The following is a 16326-nucleotide window of genomic DNA, read 5'->3' on the forward strand; positions in this document are numbered from 1 at the left end:
AGGTCAGGACGCCTTGCGGAACTTGGACACGGCGAGCGGTGCCATCACCGCGGTGATGACCACGGTCCAGCCGAGCGTCACCCAGACGGAGTGGGCGAGCGGGCCGCCCATCATCAGGGCGCGGGCGGCGTCGGCCAGGTTGGACAGCGGGTTGTAGTCGGTGAACGTCTGGAGCCAGCCGGGCATGGTCTTCGTCGGCGCGAAGATGGACGAACCGAACTGGAGCGGCATCAGCACGAGCATCCCCATTCCCTGGACGGCCTGGGCCGTCTTCATGGTCAGTCCGAGCAGGATGAAGATCCACATGATGGCGGCGCCGAACGCGGCCGAGAGGGCGATCGCGCCGATCAGCCCGAGCACCGACTCCTGGAGCTGCATGCCGAGCGCGAAGCCCATGCCCAGGAGGATCAGGGTGGCGACCATCATCCGGCCGAGCTCGACCACGATCTTCGCGATGAGCACGGAGGAGCGGGCGATCGGCATCGTGCGGAACCGGTCCATGACGCCCTTGCGGAAGTCGTCGTTGACACCGGAACCGACCGCCATGGCGATGTTCATGCCCATCATCGCCATGAGACCGGGGATCAGGTAGTTGAGGTACTCCTGCCGGCCGCCGCCCATGCTGCCGCCGACCGAGCCGCCGAACACGTACACGAACAGCAGCGTGAAGATGATCGGCATCAGGAGCGCGTCGAACATCGACTCCGGATCCTTCTTGATCTGGAGCAGGTTGCGCCGCACGAGTGCCCCGATGTGGCGCAGGTTGTTCCGCAGCCCGATCCGGCCCTCGTCGTGGAGCTTCCCGGCCGGTGCGGCCGCGTCGGTGGGGGCGGGCGTCAGAGTCGTCGTGCTCATGCCGCGACCTCCTGGGGAATCGTGTCGGTGACGGTGGCCTTGTCGCCCGTGATGGCCAGGAACACCTCGTCCAGACTGGGCAGCGCGGTGGAGACGTGGGCGAGCGAGAAGCCGCGGGTGCCGAGCAGCCCGATGACGGCGGTCAGCTGTGCGTCACTGAGGATCGGTACGTAGAGGAGTCCCTCGTCGGGGACCGCCTGGGCGCCGGCGACGCCGTCGAGGCCGGCCTCCCGCAGCGCCTGCGCCATCGCGGCCAGTTCGGACGGGTCGGAGGGCCGGATCTGCAGGGTGCGGCCGCCGACCTTGGCCTTGAGCTCGTCGACACCGCCCCGGGCGATGATCCTGCCGTGGTCGATGACGGTGAGCTCGCTGGCGAGCTGTTCGGCCTCTTCCATGTACTGGGTGGTGAGCAGCACGGTCGCCCCCTCCGCGACCATGCGCTGCACCTCGTCCCAGACCTCGTTGCGGGTACGGGGGTCGAGCCCTGTGGTCGGCTCGTCGAGGTAGAGGACGGCCGGGCTGCCGATCATGGAGGCGGCCAGGTCCAGCCGCCGCCGCATGCCGCCGGAGTAGTCCATCGCGGCCTTCCTCGCCGCGTCGGTGAGGGAGAAGCGCTCCAGCAGTTCGTCGGCGCGTGACCGTGCCTTCTTGCGCGGCAGGTCGAGCAGCCGCCCGATCATGTAGAGGTTCTCCCAGCCGGAGAGCTTCTCGTCGACCGAGGCGTACTGCCCGGTCAGGCCTATGGTGCGGCGCAGCTGGCGGGGCTGCTTCACCACGTCGTAGCCCGCCACGACCGCGTGCCCGGCGTCGGGCAGGATCAGGGTGGACAGGCAGCGTACGAGGGTGGTCTTTCCGGCACCGTTGGGACCGAGCACGCCGAGGACGGTGCCCTCGCGCACGTCGAGGTCCACGCCGTCCAGCGCCTTGGTCGTGCCGTAGTGCTTGACCAGCCCCCGTACCTCGACGGCGTTCTTGCCGCCCCTGAGGTTCTTGTCGTTTTGCGTCATGGACACCATCAGACCAGCCGCCACCGACAAGTCACCGACATATCGCTGACAGCGGGCCGACAGCGGAGCGGCGGTTCTGTCGGCGGAGTCCCCGCGGACGGGCGACAGCCCGCCGATGGGGGAAGTCGGCGGGCTGTCGGTGGTGCGGCAGTGGTCTGAGGGGCGTCAGTGGAAGGTGTGCTCCGCGGCCGGGAACGTACCGCCGACGACGTCGTCGGCGTACGCCCTGGCGGCGTCGGTCATCACCTGACGCAGGTTCGCGTACTGCTTGGTGAAGCGCGGCACCTTGCCGCCGGTCAGGCCGACCATGTCGGTGTAGACCAGCACCTGCGCGTCCGTGTCGGGGCCGGCGCCGATGCCGACCGTGGGGATGTGCAGGGTGCGGGTGACCTCCGCGGCCAGCTCGGCCGGCACGAGCTCCAGGACGACGGCGAACGCTCCCGCGTCCTGCACCGCCTTCGCGTCACGCAGCAGCTGCTGCGCGGCCTCCTCGCCGCGGCCCTGCACCCGGTAGCCCATGGCGTTGACGGACTGCGGGGTCAGGCCGATGTGGCCCATGACCGGGATGCCGGCCTCGACCAGGAGGCGGATCTGCTCGTGGGAGCGCTCGCCGCCCTCCAGCTTGACCGCGCCCACGCCGGCGTCCTTGATCAGCCTGGTGGCGTTGCGCAGGGCCTGGACCGGGCCCTCCTGGTACGCCCCGAAGGGCAGGTCGGCCACGATGAGGGCGCGCCGGGTGCCCCGTACGACGGCGGCCGAGAGGATGGTCATCTCGTCCATCGTGACGGGCACGGTGGTCTCGTAGCCGAGGTGGCAGTTGCCCATGGAGTCACCGACGAGCATGACCGGGATGCCGGCCTCGTCGAAGACGGACGCGGTCATCGCGTCGTAGGCGGTGAGCATGGGCCACTTCTCGCCGCGCTCACTGGCGGCGGCGATGTCGTGGACGGTGATGCGGCGGGTGCTCGTGCCCCCGTAGAGGGCCTTACCGGCGCCGGGAGTGGGGCCCGCGGGGGGTGTGGCGGAATTCTGCGCAGCCTGAAGCGACATGGCCAACGGCTCCTTCGTCATCTCGAGGCGCCCTGACGGCGTCCCCGGATCCCTTCCATGGTGGCATCCCGCGACCGTTCCCGTGAAGTGGGCCCACCGGACGCCGTGAACGGTGCGGGGCGGACGGGTAAAGTCTTTACAATACGAGACGGTCTCGTATTGGAAGTCCACTAGAGTCGTCGCCATGCCCATACCGTCCGGCGCTCCCGTCGCCGCGCCCCGTGTCCCGGAAGCGGTCCACCGCCGCCGCTGGGCCATTCTCGGCGTCCTCATGTTCAGCCTGCTCATCGTCGTTCTGGACAACTCGATCCTGAACGTCGCGGTCAAGACGATCGCCAGCCCCGCGCCGACCGGCATCGGCGCCACCCAGAGCGAGCTCGAGTGGGCGATCAACTCCTACACGCTCGTCTTCGCCGGGCTGCTCTTCACCGCCGGGCTCCTGGGCGACCGCATCGGCCGCAAGAAGGTCCTGCTGGCCGGCATCCTCGTCTTCGGCCTCGGCTCGGCCCTGGCCGCCTTCTCCTCCTCGCCCGGCGAGCTCATCACCTGGCGCGCCCTGATGGGCTTCGGTGCGGCGTTCGTCATGCCCGCCACCCTCGCCGTCCTGATGAACGTCTTCGAGCGCGACGAGCAGCCCAAGGCCATCGGTATCTGGGCCGGCGGCGTCGGCCTCGGCATCGCGATCGGCCCGATCACCGGCGGGGCGCTCCTGGAGCACTTCTGGTGGGGCTCGATCTTCCTGGTCAACGTGCCCGTGGTGATCATCGCGCTCATCGCGATGGCCGTCCTCGTCCCCGACTCCCGGGACCCCGACCCCGGCCGCGTCGACCCGCTCGGGGTCGTCCTGTCGATCGTCGGCCTGGTCCTGCTGGTCTACGGCATCATCCGCGGCGGCGAGCTCGCCTCCCTCACCGACGTCACCGTCCTCGCGCCGCTGGTCGGCGGCCTGCTGGTACTGGTGGGCTTCGTCTGGCACGAGAAGCGCAGCAGCCACCCGTCCATCGACATCTCCTACTTCCGCAAGCCCGCCTTCTCCGCCGCCGTCGCCGCCATCGCGCTGGTCTTCTTCGCGCTGATGGGCGTCACCTTCTTCTCCGCCTTCTACCTGCAGAGCGTGCGCGGCTACACCGCGCTGGAGTCCGGGCTGCTGATCCTGCCGCTCGCCGCCGCGCAGATGATCTTCTCGCCGCGCGCCCGTCTGGTCGTCGACCGCTTCGGGGCCCGTGCGGTCTGCACCGTCGGCATGCTGCTCGTCGCCGCGGGCCTCGCGGCGTTCGCGCTGTTCGGGGCCGACACCCCGCTGTGGGTGCTGTGCCTGGTCTTCTTCGTCCAGGGCACCGGCATGGCGCACATCATGCCGCCGGTCACCGTCGCCGTGATGCAGGCACTGCCGCGCGAGCGGGCCGGCTCGGGGTCCGCCATCAACAACACGTTCCGCCAGGTCGGCGGGGCGCTCGGGATCGCCGTGCTCGGCTCGGTCCTCTCCACGGTGTACCGGGGTGACATCGAGGGCCACCTGGCCGGGGTGCCGGCCGCCGCGCGGGACGTCGCGGGCGAGTCCATCGAGGCGACACTCGGTGTCGCACGGACGATGGGCCCTGCGGGCAAGCCGCTGATCGCGGCGGCGAACGACGCGTTCATCGGTGCCATGCACGTCACCGCGCTCGGCTCGGCGGCGGTCGCACTGGTCGGCGCCGCGGTGGTGGCCGCGTTCCTGCCCGGCAGGCCGCCGGCCGGCCCCGGGGTCCCGGATCAGGCCCGGCCCGAGGGGGAACCGGCCCACCGGTCCTGATCCACCGTTCCGGCCGGGGGAGTCGCTGATCCACCGCTCCGGCCGGGGGAGTCGCTCCGCCCCCGGCCGGTCGGCGAGAATCGATACGTACGGCGAAGAGTGAACGGCGGACGGCGCAGCGAGAGGCGGCCCAGGTGCGGCAGGCGGCACAGAACCCGGCGCAGGACCCGGCGCGACCGCCCGGTCAGGGGCCGGAGCCCCGTCGGGGCCGCCCCCGGAGCGCGGCCGTCGAGCGGGCGATCCTCGACGCCGTCGTGGAGCTGCTGGAGGCCGGCGAGACCCTGGACGGCCTCTCCATCGAGCGCATCGCCCGGACCGCCGGCGTCGGCAAGGCCACCATCTACCGGCGCTGGAACGGCAAGGAGGAGCTCTTCGTCGACGTGCTGCGCGACATCGAGCCCGCCGACCCCACCGTCTCCGGCACCGCCGGCCTGGACGACCTGCGCGTACTGCTGGAGTCCATGCGTACGCGCGGTCTCGCCCAGCGCTCCTCCGCCCTCCTGCACAACGTGTTCGTGCAGATGAAGAAACACCCCAGGCTCTGGACCGAGTACCAGAGCACCGTCATCGCCCCGCGGCGCGTCGCCATGCTGGCCGCCGTGCAGCGGGCGGTGGACGCGGGGGAACTCCGCGACGACCTCGACGTGGAGCTCATGGACGACCTCTTCCTGGGGCCCATGCTCGTCCGCACCGTCCACCGCCCGGACGCCCCCCTGCCGGAGGACCTCGCCGACCGCATCATCGGGACCCTCCTCCAGGGCCTCGCGCCACGCTCGGTGAATCAGCAGGTCACAGCTGTGGAACCGACGACCGCTCCTGTGTGATCGTTCTGTCACAAGCCTCACAACCACCCGCCGGCCCGGAACCCGCCGTACCGCATCCGTCGTCCTGATGGCAGTAAGGCCGTCGTCGGCGGCGGGAACGGCGTCACCCATCGCCTAGGGTCGGGGAGCGCGGTGATGTGTACGGCAAGGCAGTGAGGACGAGCGCAATGGTGCAGGCGTACAGGACGGACACCGAGAACGCCGGCGCGGGTCCGCAGCCGGGCTCCCGCCTGCGGGCCCTGCGTCACAGACTCGGCTCGGACCCGGGCATCTGGCGGCGCGGCATCATTTTGGCGCTCTGCTCGGTCCTCCTGACCGTGGTGCTGGTCTTCCACGCGGAGATCCCGAACGCCATCGGCAACCTGGGCAGCCTCATCGAGACGTTCCTGCCCTGGTTCGGCCTGCTCGTGCCCGTGCTGCTGATCCTCGGCCTGGTGCGGCGTTCGGCGACCGCGCTCATCGCGCTGATCCTGCCGGTGGCGGTCTGGCTCAACCTCTTCGGCGGCCTGCTGTTCGCCGACAAGTCGGGCGCCGGCGGCGACCTCACCGTCGCCACGCACAACGTCAACGCGGGAAACCCCGACCCCGCGGGCACCGCCCAGCAGGTCGCGGGCTCCGGCGCGGACATCGTGGCCCTGCAGGAGCTGCCCGGCGGCAAGGTGGCGGCGTACGAGGACGCGCTCGCCGGCGCCTATCCGCACCACTCCGTCCAGGGAACCGTGGGCCTGTGGAGCAAGTACCCGGTGACGGACTCCAGCCCCGTCGACATCAAGCTGGGCTGGACCCGCGCGATGCGCGCCACCGTCACCACCCCCGAGGGCCGGGTCAAGGTGTACGTCGCCCACCTCCCCTCCGTACGGGTCAAGCTGAACGCGGGCTTCACCGCCAACCAGCGGGACGACAGCGCCGACGCGCTGGGCGAGGCGATCGCCGACGAACCGATCGAGCGGGTGGTCCTGCTCGGCGACCTGAACGGCACGATGAACGACCGCTCCCTGAAGGCGGTCACCGCCCAGATGCGTTCCACCCAGGGCGCCGCGGGCGACGGCTTCGGCTTCAGCTGGCCGGCGTCGTTCCCGATGGCGCGGATCGACCAGATCATGGTGCGCGGCGTCGAACCCCTCGCCTCCTGGACCCTCCCCGCCACGGACAGCGACCACCTCCCGATCGCGGCCCGCGTGCAGTTGTGAGCCGCCGGGCCGGCCGACGCGGTACGCTCCCACCCATGTCCAGCCCCGAGTCCGACAGACTCCGGCCGCCGGTTCGCCGGTGGCCGGTCACCGACGCCGAGAGCCTCTGACCCCAGCGGTCACCGGGCCCTCCCGTCGCGCCGTCGGCCACCGCCGGATCCTCGGCGGTGGTGCGGGCCGGCTCCCATGTCCGTGAGTACTCCGGGCATTCCGCCGTGTCGCCGTCCTCACGCCTCGCGTGTGACGACGGGCACGGCCCGCATCCCCTGCACACCGCTCGTCTCCTCCGACGGTTCCGCACAAGGGGTCTCCTTCTCATGCCATTCGCTGTGTACGTGCTCGGCCTGGCGGTCTTCGCCCAGGGCACATCGGAGTTCATGCTGTCCGGCCTGCTCTCGGGCATCGCCGGTGACCTGCACGTGTCGCTCGGCGCCGCCGGGCTGCTGACCTCGGCCTTCGCGGTCGGGATGGTGGTCGGCGCGCCGCTCACCGCCCCGCGCCTGGCCCAGGCGCGGGGCGCTGCTGTTCCTCCTCGGTGTCTTCTCCGCCGTCCATGTCGTCGGCGCACTGACCTCCAGCTACGGGGTGCTGCTCGCGACCCGGGTCGCCGGGGCGCTGGCCAATGCAGGTTTCTGGGCGGTGGCGCTGGTCACCGCCCTGGCCCTGGCCGGCCCGCACCAGCGGGCGCGGGCCACCGCCGTGGTCGTCGGCGGGGTCACCGTCGCGTGCGTGGTGGGGGTCCCCGCAGGGGCTGTGCTCGGTGAACTCTGGTGCTGGCGCTCGGCGTTCTGGGCCGTGGCCCTCGTCTCCGTACCCGCTGCCGTCGCTCTGTGGGCGGCCGTGCCGGGCGGCCTGCCCGAGGGCGTACCGCAGGTGAGCGCGAGGAGTGAGCTGCGCGCCCTCGCCCGGCCCCGGCTGCTGCTGACCCTGTCGGTGATGGCGCTCGTGCAGGGGGCGACCTTCTGCACGTTCTCCTACCTGGAGCCGCTGGTCACCCGGGTCACCGGGTTCGGTGCGGGGTGGGTTCCCGTGGTGCTCGCGCTGTTCGGGGCCGGCTCGTTCGCGGGGGTCACCCTGGCGGGACGTCTGGCCGACGCCCGCCCGGACGCGGTCATCGGGTTCGGCACGGCCGCGCTGGCGGCCGGCTGGGTGGCCCTGGCCCTGACCGCCGGACACCCGGTGGCGGCGCTCGTCCTCGTCCTGGTCCAGGGGGCGTTGGCCTTCGGTACGGGTACGGCGCTGATCACCCGGGTCTTCCGCGCGGCCCCGGACGCCCCGACGCTGGCGGGCTCCTTCGCGACGGCGGCCTTCAACGTGGGCGCAGCGGCGGGCCCCTGGCTGGGCGGCCTCGCCCTCGGTGCGGGCTTCGGCTTCCGCGCCCCGGTCTGGGTGAGCGTCCTGCTGATGTGCCTGGCCCTCGCGGGCACGGGAGCGCTGGTGGCGTCCTCCGGCGCCGTCCGGGCGTCCCTCGGCGCGCGGGGGCGTCCGGCGCCGGAGAGGTGACGGCGAGGGCCCGGCCTGCGGGAGCGGCCGGGCCCTCCGCGCCGTCACCGTCGCACCGGCTCCGCAGTACGGCGCTGAAGGCCACCAGCGCCCTGCCCGTGGCCAGTTGGGTGGGCAGGACAGTGTGCCGCGGGGCCACGGAAGGGCCCAGGGGGCGGGAAGAAGAGGTCGCGCGGGTGCGAGGTCCTGAGGAGGCCGCGGAGAGGTCCGACCCACCGAGTGACGCCCACATCACACCCCGGCGCAACGGCTTGTTCACGTCCGGGCATAAAACGTCTGAGAGACTTTGTTCCGACGGGGTACATAACCCGTTCCGGCAACGAAGCCGACGCTCCCGCACACACACCGCCGTCACCCGGACCCCACGGTCCGGGCGGCCCCCGCCCGAAAGGTCACCTCCATGCCCCTGGCCCTGCTCGCCCTCGCAGTGAGCGCCTTCGGCATCGGCACCACCGAGTTCGTGATGATGGGGCTGCTGCCCAACGTCGCGGACGATCTGGGAACGTCCGTACCCACCGCCGGTTACCTCGTCTCGGCGTACGCGATCGGCGTCGTCCTCGGTGCCCCGCTGCTCACCGGTCTCGGCTCCAGGATCCCGCGCAAGCGGATGCTCCTGCTGCTGATGGCCCTCTTCACCGTCGGCAACCTCGCTTCCGCCTTCGCCCCCGACTTCGGCTGGCTGCTGGCCGGCCGGGTGCTTGCGGGACTGCCGCACGGCGCCTTCTTCGGCGTCGGCGCGGTCGTCGCCGCCCGTCTCGTGCCGGACGGCCGCCAGGCCCGCGCGGTGGCCACGATGTTCCTGGGCCTGACCGTGGCCAACATCGTCGGTGTGCCCGCGGCCACCCTGCTGGGACAGCACCTCGGCTGGCGCGCCACGTTCATGGTGGTCGCGGTGATCGGCCTGGCCGCCATGGCCGCGCTCGCCCGCCTCGTGCCGCAGATCCCCGTCGAGGCGCACCAGAACGTACGCCGTGAGCTGAGCGCGCTCGGCAACCGGCAGGTCGTACTCGGCCTGCTCACCGCCGTCCTCGGCTTCGCGGGCGTCTTCGCCGTCTACTCCTACCTCTCGTCGATGACGACCGAGGCGATGGGCTTCGGCGAGTCCTCGGTGACGCTCGTCCTCGCACTGTTCGGCATCGGGATGACCCTCGGTGCGCTGGCCGCGGGACCGCTGACCGACCGCGCGCTCCGTCCCACCCTCTACGGTTCGCTCGGGGCCCTGGCCGTCGTCCTCGTCGTCTTCCCCTTCACCGCCCACGTGCAGTGGGCGGCCCTGGTCATGGTGGTCCTCCTCGGCGGCATCGGCTTCATGACGACCACGCCGCTGCAGATGCTCGTGATGAACAAGGCCAAGGACGCCCCCACCCTCGCTTCCGCCTCCAACCACTCCGCCTTCAACCTCGCCAACGCGGGCGGGGCCTGGCTCGGCGGGGTCGCCATCTCGGCAGGCTGGGGCTGGACCTCCCCGGCCCTGGTCGGCGCGGTGCTGGCCGTGGCCGGCCTCGCCGTGGCGGTCACGGCGGGGACGCTGGACCGGGCACCCGGCACCTCGCGCGTGGTGGCGTCCGGCGCCCGCGCGGAGACCCGGGAGCACGCGGACGCCCACGCGTACGAGAGCTGAGGCGCTACGGAGCCGGGCCGGCGGGCGTCCTACGCCCCAGCCGGCCCGGCTCCGTGCTTCCTCCGGCGCCCGCCGAGCCGTGCGGCCGTGAGCAGTCCTGCCACTGCCGCCGCCGGCAGCAGGACCTGGACGCTCACCACGGCGACCAGCCCCGCGCCGCCCGCCAGGGCCAGCGCGTTCGGCACCGTCATCAGCGAGTTGGCCGCGGCCGCGGTGCGGCCGAGCACCGCGTCCGGGGCCTCCCGCTGCACCGCGGTCATCGCGGCGATCAGCACGCACGGCAGGCCCGCGCCGATGGCCACGCTCGCCGCGAGTGCCACCGGCCCGCCGCCGACCGCCCGCACCCCGACCGCCACCGCGAACACCGCGATCCCCGCCGCCGCGAAGGTCCGCTCGGGCAGCCGCCGGAGCAGGGGACCTGCCAGCAGGCCGATCGCCACGGAGCCCGCGCCCTGGAAGGCGTACAGCACCCCGGCGTACGCCGGTGAACGGCCCAGGGTGTCCTCCACGACGGCGTACACCGACGCCCCGTTGAGCCCCGCGAGCAGCATCGTCAGCGCCCCGGCGCACACCAGGGGCCGCAGGACCGCCGATCCGCGCAGCAGCCGTACACCCGCCGCCGTGCCGCCCCGCCGTGCCGCCTTCCGGCCGCGGGCCGGCTCCCGTACCCGCAGCCGCGCGAAGACCAGAGCGGCCAGGGCGAACGTCACCGCGTCCAGCACCACCACCGGGCCCGCGCCGTACCGGGTGAAGAGCCCGGCGCCCGCGAGGGGCGCGAGCAGCTTCATGCCCTCGTTCACCGTCGTACGAAGGCCGTTGAAGTCACCCAGCAGCCTCGTGTCGACCGCGTGCGCGACCAGGGCCGCCTCCGCCGCGTCGAGGAGGACGCCACTCGCGCCGTAGACGAGCAGGACGGCGAAGAGGGCGCCGATCCGGTCGTCCGGGCCCACGAGGAGCAGCGAGGCCACCAACCCCGCCATCACCAGGTTCACGGTGACCAGCAGGGCTCGGCGGGGCACCCGGTCGGCGACCGCTCCGAGGGCGGGGCCCGCGAGGACCGGTGCCCACATCGCACAGACCGTCAGGGCGGCCAGACTGTCCGACCCGGTGAGCGACTTGACCCAGATCCCGGCGGTCAGCCACATCGCGGACGTACCGAAGCCGGACACCAGGAGCCCCGTGAGGCACAGCAGAGCCGTCCGGTCCCGTACCACCGCGCCCAGCGCCACCCTGCACTCCCCGGGACCCGCGCTCCCGGCGGAAGCGCCTTCCCGGCCATGCTGCCGACTGAGGCGGGGCGGCGGCATCGGGCAGATGCCCTACGGCCCCGGGGAGCCGGTGCGGCGATCGACGGCGGCCGGTCGGCGGGTCAGCCGCGGAGTTCGGACAGGTCCTCGTCGCTCAGTACGAGGTCGCCGGCCGCGAGGTTCTCCTCCAGGTGGTCGAGGGAACCGGTGCCCGGGATCGCCAGCACCGACGGCGATCCCGCCAGCAGCGCCGCGAGCGCGACCTGCGCCGAGGTGGCGCCGAGACGCGCGGCGACCTTGTCGCGCCGTGCCGAGCCGAGCGGGCCGATGCCACCGCCGAGCGGGAAGTAGGGCACGAAGGCGGCACCCGACTCCTCGCACTCCTTGAGCATCCCCATGTCATCGGCGTACCGGTTCTGCACCGCCACGACGGGCGCGACCGCCCTGGCCTCGGCGAACTGGGCGGCGTCGACGTTGCTGACGCCCAGGTGGCGGATCAGCCCCTCCTCCCGGAGCCCGGCCAGGACGGCGAACCGCTCGGAGACCGACTCGCCACCCGGCCCGGTCATCCCGCCCACCCGCAGATACACCAGGTCGAGCCGGTCCAGCCCGAGGGAGCGCAGATCCGCCTCGACCAGGCCGCGCAGCAGGCCGGGCGCCGCCTGACCGCTCGGCACACCGTCCGGTCCGGGCAGCGGGCCGACCTTCGTCGCGATCACCAGGTCGTCGCGGTAGGGGGCCAGCGCCGTACGGATCAGCTCGTTGGCCCGCACCGCGCCGGCTGCGTAGAAACCCGCCGTGTCGATGTGGTTCACGCCCAGCTCCACGGCGCGCCGCAGGACCGCGACGCCGTTCTCCGGGGCGCGCGCCGGGCCGTGGAGGGTGCCCGTGGCCAGGCGCATCGCGCCGAAGCCGAGCCGGTCGATGGTCAGGTCCCCGCCGAGGGAGTACGTCTTGATCGTCATGGGCTCCATGCTGGCCGCCCCCGTGGTCCCCGGCGAGCTCCTGGCAGCTTGCTGCCAGACGGAGGGGCGCCTGGCAGACTGGAGGGGTGCGGAACGAAGAGGTGTTCTCTGTCCGGGGGGACGCGGAGCTGATCGCCCGCGCCGGCCATCTGTTCGAGTCCGTCTCCACGGACTTCCTGTGCGCCGCCCGCGACCTCAGGACCTGGTCCCAGCCGGCGGCCCGGGCAGCGGTCGTGAGCCGGATGCGCGCGGCGGATTCCCCGGCCTTCACCGTGCGCAAGCTGCTCAGTCCGCTCGCGCTCGTCGAGGAGGAGGCCCGCGCGCACCTGGGGCTGGTGCGGAGCAAGGGGGCCCTCGTCCGCATCAGCGGTTCACCACTGCCGCACGAGACCATCCTCATCGACCGGCGGATCATGATCCTCGCCGGCGGGGAGACCCCCTCGGGGCGCGAGTTCACCGTGACGACGTCGAGGAATCTGGTCGACGGCGTCCACTCGCTCTGCGAGGCGATCTGGGACAGCGCCGTCGACCTCGACACCCTGCTGCGCGGCGACGTGCCCCACCTGGACGCCGCCGGCCGCACGATCCTCGAAGCCCTCGGCTCGGGGCTCACCGACCGGTCGGCGGCCGGGCGGCTCGGTCTCTCACTCCGCACCTACCGGCGGCGCGTGGCCGAGCTGATGGCCACCCTCGATGCCGGCTCCCGCTTCCAGGCCGGTCTGCGCGCGGGTGAACTGGGGCTGTCCCGCTGACCCGTGGTGTCCCGTGAGCGCGCGGGCCTGCGCTTCCCTCCCATGGTTCCCGCGTCAGCTCGACTCGCGCCACTGGTTGGTGATCGGCAGCCTGCGGTCCTTCCCGAAGCCCTTCGGCGAGATCTTCGTGCCCGGCGGGTACTGCCGCCGCTTGTACTCCGCCGCGTCCACCATCCGCAGGGTCTTCGTCACCAGGGCGTCGTCGAAGCCGGCCGCCACGATCGCGTCCCGGCCCTGGTCCCGGTCGACGTACAGCTCCAGGATCCGGTCCAGCACGTCGTAGTCGGGCAGCGAGTCCGTGTCCACCTGGTCCGGGCGCAGTTCGGCACTCGGCGGCTTGGTGATCGAGGCCTCCGGGATGGGCGGGACCTGCCCGCGCTCCTCGGCGGCGCGGTTGCGCCACCTCGCGAGGCGGAAGACCGACGTCTTGTACACGTCCTTGATCGGTCCGTACGCGCCGACGGAGTCCCCGTACAGCGTGGAGTAGCCCACCGCCAGCTCGGACTTGTTGCCCGGGGCCAGCACGATCTGGCCCTCCTGGTTGGAGAGGGCCATCAGCATCGTGCCGCGAAGCCGCGACTGGAGGTTCTCCTCGGCCAGTCCGGTGAGCCCCAGCGACCCCATGTACGCGTCGAACATCGGCTCGATCGGTACGGTGCGGAAGTTCAGCCCCGTACGCCTCGCCAGCTCGGCCGCGTCGCCCTTGGAGTGGTCCGAGGAGTACTTCGACGGCATCGAGACGCCGTAGACCTGCGGGGCGCCCAGCGCGTCGCAGGCGATCGCAGCGACGAGCGCCGAGTCGATGCCGCCCGAGAGCCCGATCAGGACGCTGCTGAAACCGTTCTTCGCGGCGTACGCGCGCAGGCCCACCACCAGAGCCGAGTACAGCTCCTCGTCGTCGTCCAGCCGTTCCGCGTAGCCGCCGGCGAGCTCCGGCGGGTAGGCGGGGAGCGGATCCTCGCTCAGGACCACGTGGTCGATCCGCAGCCCGTCGTTGACGACCCCGGACGGCGCCCCGGCCGCGGCGGCCGGCAGATCGAGGTCGAGGATCACGCTGCCCTCGGCGAACTGGGGGGCACGGGCGATGACTTCGCCCGCCGAGTCGACGACGATCGAGTCCCCGTCGAAGACGAGCTCGTCCTGGCCGCCGATCATCGCCAGGTACGCCGTCGTGCAGCCGGCCTCCTGTGCCCGTTTGCGGACCAGCTCCAGCCGGGTGTCGTCCTTGTCGCGCTCGTACGGGGAGGCGTTGATGGACAGCAGCAGTCCCGCCCCGGCGGCGCGGGCGGCCGGGACGCGGCCGCCGTCCTGCCAGAGGTCCTCGCAGATCGCGAGCGCCACGTCGATGCCGTGCACCCGCACGACGGGCATCGAGTCGCCGGGCACGAAGTACCGGAACTCGTCGAAGACGCCGTAGTTGGGCAGGTGGTGCTTGGCGAAGTTCAGCGCGATCCGGCCGCGGTGCAGCACCGCCGCGGCGTTGCGCGGGGACCCCGCGGGCTGCCCGTAGCGCGCGGCGGTGTGCTCCGAGCGGTCCAGGTAGCCGACGACGACGGGCAGTTCGCCGAAGCCCTCGCGGGCGAGGCGGGAGGCGAGCGCGCGCAGAGCCTCCCGCGACGCCTCGACGAAGGACGAGCGCAGGGCCAGGTCCTCGACGGGGTAGCCGGTCAGGACCATCTCCGGGAACGCCACGAGGTGGGCGCCCTGCTCGGCGGCGTGCCGGGTCCAGTGGACGACCGACTCGGAGTTGCCGGAGATGTCACCGACGGTCGCGTCGATCTGGTTCAGTGCGAGACGTAGTTGAGGCACGGAACCAGTGTAATCGTCTGACTGACGCGATGTCCCGGGAAGCCGTGGTCCGCCTGCCGCGCCGTCACCCGGGGAAGCCGCCCCCGGCCGCTCAGCGGAGGTAGCCGAGCACCGTCATCATCCCTGCCTCGGCGTGGTAGACGTTGTGGCAGTGCAGCATCCACAGACCGGGGTTGTCGGCGTCCAGGTCCACCGTCAGCGAGCGGCCCGGGAGGACCGCCGCGGTGTCCTTGCGGGCGCCGAGGGCCGTACCCGCCAGGGCGAACGTGTGGCCGTGCAGGTGGATCGGGTGCCACATCGAGGTGCGGTTGGTGAAGACCAGCCGCACGCGCTCCCCGGCCTTCACGGGCTGCCGCGCCGTCGGGGCGTACGCCTTGCCGTCGAAGCCCCAGTCGTACGCGTCCATGGAGCCCGTCAGCGTCATGCGCACGGTCCGGTCGGGCTCGCGGTCCGCCAGGGCCACCGACTCGTCCGCCACCAGCTTGTCGGCGGTGACGAGCTCGCCGTCCAGCTCGGAGGGCCGGGCGTCGGCGGGCGGGATCTCGCCCGACGCCGTCCTGAGCACGGCCAGCGCCTGCGCGTCCTTGCCCTCGGCGAGCGCGGTGAGGGGGAACACCCCGTCCCCGGCCGTCACCAGCACGTCGTACCGCTCGCCCATCGCCAGCAGCAGGGTGTCGGTCTCGGTGTGCCGCACGGGGTAGCCGTCCGTGTGCGTCACGGTCATCCGGTGGCCGCCGAGCGCCAGCCGGAACGCCGTGTCCCCGCCCGCGTTGATGACGCGCAGCCGGATACGGTCCCCGGGCCTGGCCTCGAAGACCGAAGGGTCGCCCGCCCGGCGGCCGTTGACCAGGTAGTGCGGATACGCGACGTCGCCGGCGTGCCCGCCCAGCAGATCGCTGCTCGCGCCCACCATGAGCCGGGAGGGGGCGTCGCCGTCGGCGGCCGCCGAACGTCGGCGGCCCGCTCTGGCCTTGTGGCCCGCCCTCGACTCGTGGCCCGCGGCGTCGTGGCTGCTGCCCCGGCCCTTGGTCAGTTCGTCGAGGACCGCGTCGGGGGTGGAGCCCTCCACCCCGTCGAGCCAGTCGTCGAGGACGACCACCCACTCCTTGTCGTAGGCGAGGGGTTCCCTGGGGTCCTCGACGATCAGGGGGGCGTACAGCCCGCGGTCGAGCTGGACGCCCGAGTGCGGGTGGATCCAGTGCGTGCCCGGGTGGGAGACGGCGAAGCGGTAGGTGAACTCGGCGCCGGGTTCGATCGCCTTCTGGGTGAGGCCGGGGACGCCGTCCATGTCGTTGCGCAGCGCGAGGCCGTGCCAGTGCATGGAGGTCGACTGCGTCAGGTGGTTGGCGAGGGTGAGCTCCAGGTGGTCGCCCGCCGTGACCCGGACGGCCTGGCCGGGCAGCCGGTCGCCGTAGGACCAGGTGGGGACCGTGAGGCCCTCGCCCAGGTCGAGGCTGGAGGCGCTGGCGGTGAGCGAGACCTTCCGCAGGGGGCCGGTGCCCCGCTTGGCCTCGGCGTCCACGACCTCCGGACCGTCGGGGGCGACGTAGGTGTCGGCGGCCCGTGCGGGGGAGGGGGTGCGGTGCGGGGCGGCGTAGGACCGGGTGGCGAGGGCCGCCGTGCCCGCCAGGGCGAGGGTGGAGCCGAGTACGGTGCGGCGACTGGGCATTTCAGACATATTGCGCACCGTACCCGGGTCGGGTATAAGCGT

General features: G+C 72.4%; 12 protein-coding genes and 1 pseudogene. 6 read left to right on the forward strand and 7 right to left on the reverse strand.

Features of this window, described 5'->3' with window-relative positions:
- Positions 1-3: 3 nt before the first annotated feature.
- From ACFUNE_RS15765 to panB, 3 genes are all read right to left on the reverse strand, one after another.
- A complete protein-coding gene (locus tag ACFUNE_RS15765) occupies positions 4-855 on the reverse strand; it encodes an ABC transporter permease (protein ID WP_383567128.1) in 852 nt (283 codons plus the stop codon).
- Positions 852-1862, reverse strand: a complete 1011-nt coding sequence (locus ACFUNE_RS15770) for an ATP-binding cassette domain-containing protein (protein WP_383567131.1) — start codon at positions 1860-1862, stop codon at positions 852-854. The genes ACFUNE_RS15765 and ACFUNE_RS15770 overlap by 4 nt, the downstream gene beginning before the upstream one ends.
- A gap of 165 nt (positions 1863-2027) precedes the next feature.
- Positions 2028-2912: a 3-methyl-2-oxobutanoate hydroxymethyltransferase gene (gene panB / locus ACFUNE_RS15775; RefSeq protein ID WP_383567134.1), complete on the reverse strand. Its 885-nt coding sequence runs from the start codon at positions 2910-2912 to the stop codon at positions 2028-2030.
- A gap of 184 nt (positions 2913-3096) precedes the next feature.
- Between panB and ACFUNE_RS15780 the strand changes: the two genes are divergently transcribed.
- The 5 genes and pseudogenes from ACFUNE_RS15780 to ACFUNE_RS15800 all read left to right on the forward strand — a co-directional run bounded on the left by ACFUNE_RS15780 (position 3097) and on the right by ACFUNE_RS15800 (position 9842).
- Positions 3097-4704, forward strand: a complete 1608-nt coding sequence (locus ACFUNE_RS15780) for an MFS transporter (protein ID WP_383567137.1) — start codon at positions 3097-3099, stop codon at positions 4702-4704.
- A gap of 134 nt (positions 4705-4838) precedes the next feature.
- Positions 4839-5528, forward strand: coding sequence for a TetR/AcrR family transcriptional regulator (locus ACFUNE_RS15785; protein ID WP_383567140.1), 690 nt, complete (start codon positions 4839-4841; stop codon positions 5526-5528).
- Positions 5529-5695: 167 nt separating this feature from the next.
- Positions 5696-6718 carry an endonuclease/exonuclease/phosphatase family protein gene (locus ACFUNE_RS15790; RefSeq protein WP_383567143.1) on the forward strand — a complete coding sequence of 341 codons (1023 nt, stop codon included), beginning with the start codon at positions 5696-5698 and terminating at the stop codon, positions 6716-6718.
- A 317-nt stretch (positions 6719-7035) separates the two neighbouring features.
- Positions 7036-8221, forward strand: a pseudogene (locus tag ACFUNE_RS15795) (Cmx/CmrA family chloramphenicol efflux MFS transporter).
- A gap of 400 nt (positions 8222-8621) precedes the next feature.
- Entirely contained in the window at positions 8622-9842 is a 1221-nt protein-coding gene (locus ACFUNE_RS15800) for an MFS transporter (RefSeq protein ID WP_383567146.1), read from the forward strand.
- Positions 9843-9871: 29 nt separating this feature from the next.
- Here the strand turns inward: ACFUNE_RS15800 and ACFUNE_RS15805 are convergent, their stop codons facing one another.
- Entirely contained in the window at positions 9872-11071 is a 1200-nt protein-coding gene (locus ACFUNE_RS15805) for an MFS transporter (RefSeq protein ID WP_383567149.1), read from the reverse strand.
- A gap of 140 nt (positions 11072-11211) precedes the next feature.
- Complete coding sequence (locus ACFUNE_RS15810) at positions 11212-12054, reverse strand: oxidoreductase (protein WP_383567152.1); 843 nt, start codon at positions 12052-12054, stop codon at positions 11212-11214.
- Between the two features lie 86 nt (positions 12055-12140).
- Between ACFUNE_RS15810 and ACFUNE_RS15815 the strand changes: the two genes are divergently transcribed.
- Positions 12141-12806, forward strand: coding sequence for a DNA-binding response regulator (locus tag ACFUNE_RS15815; RefSeq protein ID WP_383567155.1), 666 nt, complete (start codon positions 12141-12143; stop codon positions 12804-12806).
- A gap of 54 nt (positions 12807-12860) precedes the next feature.
- On the opposite strand, the gene ACFUNE_RS15820 is transcribed toward ACFUNE_RS15815, so the two are convergent.
- Positions 12861-14615 carry an NAD+ synthase gene (locus ACFUNE_RS15820; protein ID WP_383567158.1) on the reverse strand — a complete coding sequence of 585 codons (1755 nt, stop codon included), beginning with the start codon at positions 14613-14615 and terminating at the stop codon, positions 12861-12863.
- Positions 14616-14706: 91 nt separating this feature from the next.
- Positions 14707-16293 (reverse strand): multicopper oxidase family protein, encoded by a 1587-nt coding sequence (locus ACFUNE_RS15825; RefSeq protein WP_383567161.1) that lies wholly within the window; start codon positions 16291-16293, stop codon positions 14707-14709.
- Positions 16294-16326 lie beyond the last annotated feature (33 nt).

The organism is Streptomyces sp. NPDC057287 (assembly GCF_042667905.1).
Classification (GTDB): domain Bacteria; phylum Actinomycetota; class Actinomycetes; order Streptomycetales; family Streptomycetaceae; genus Streptomyces.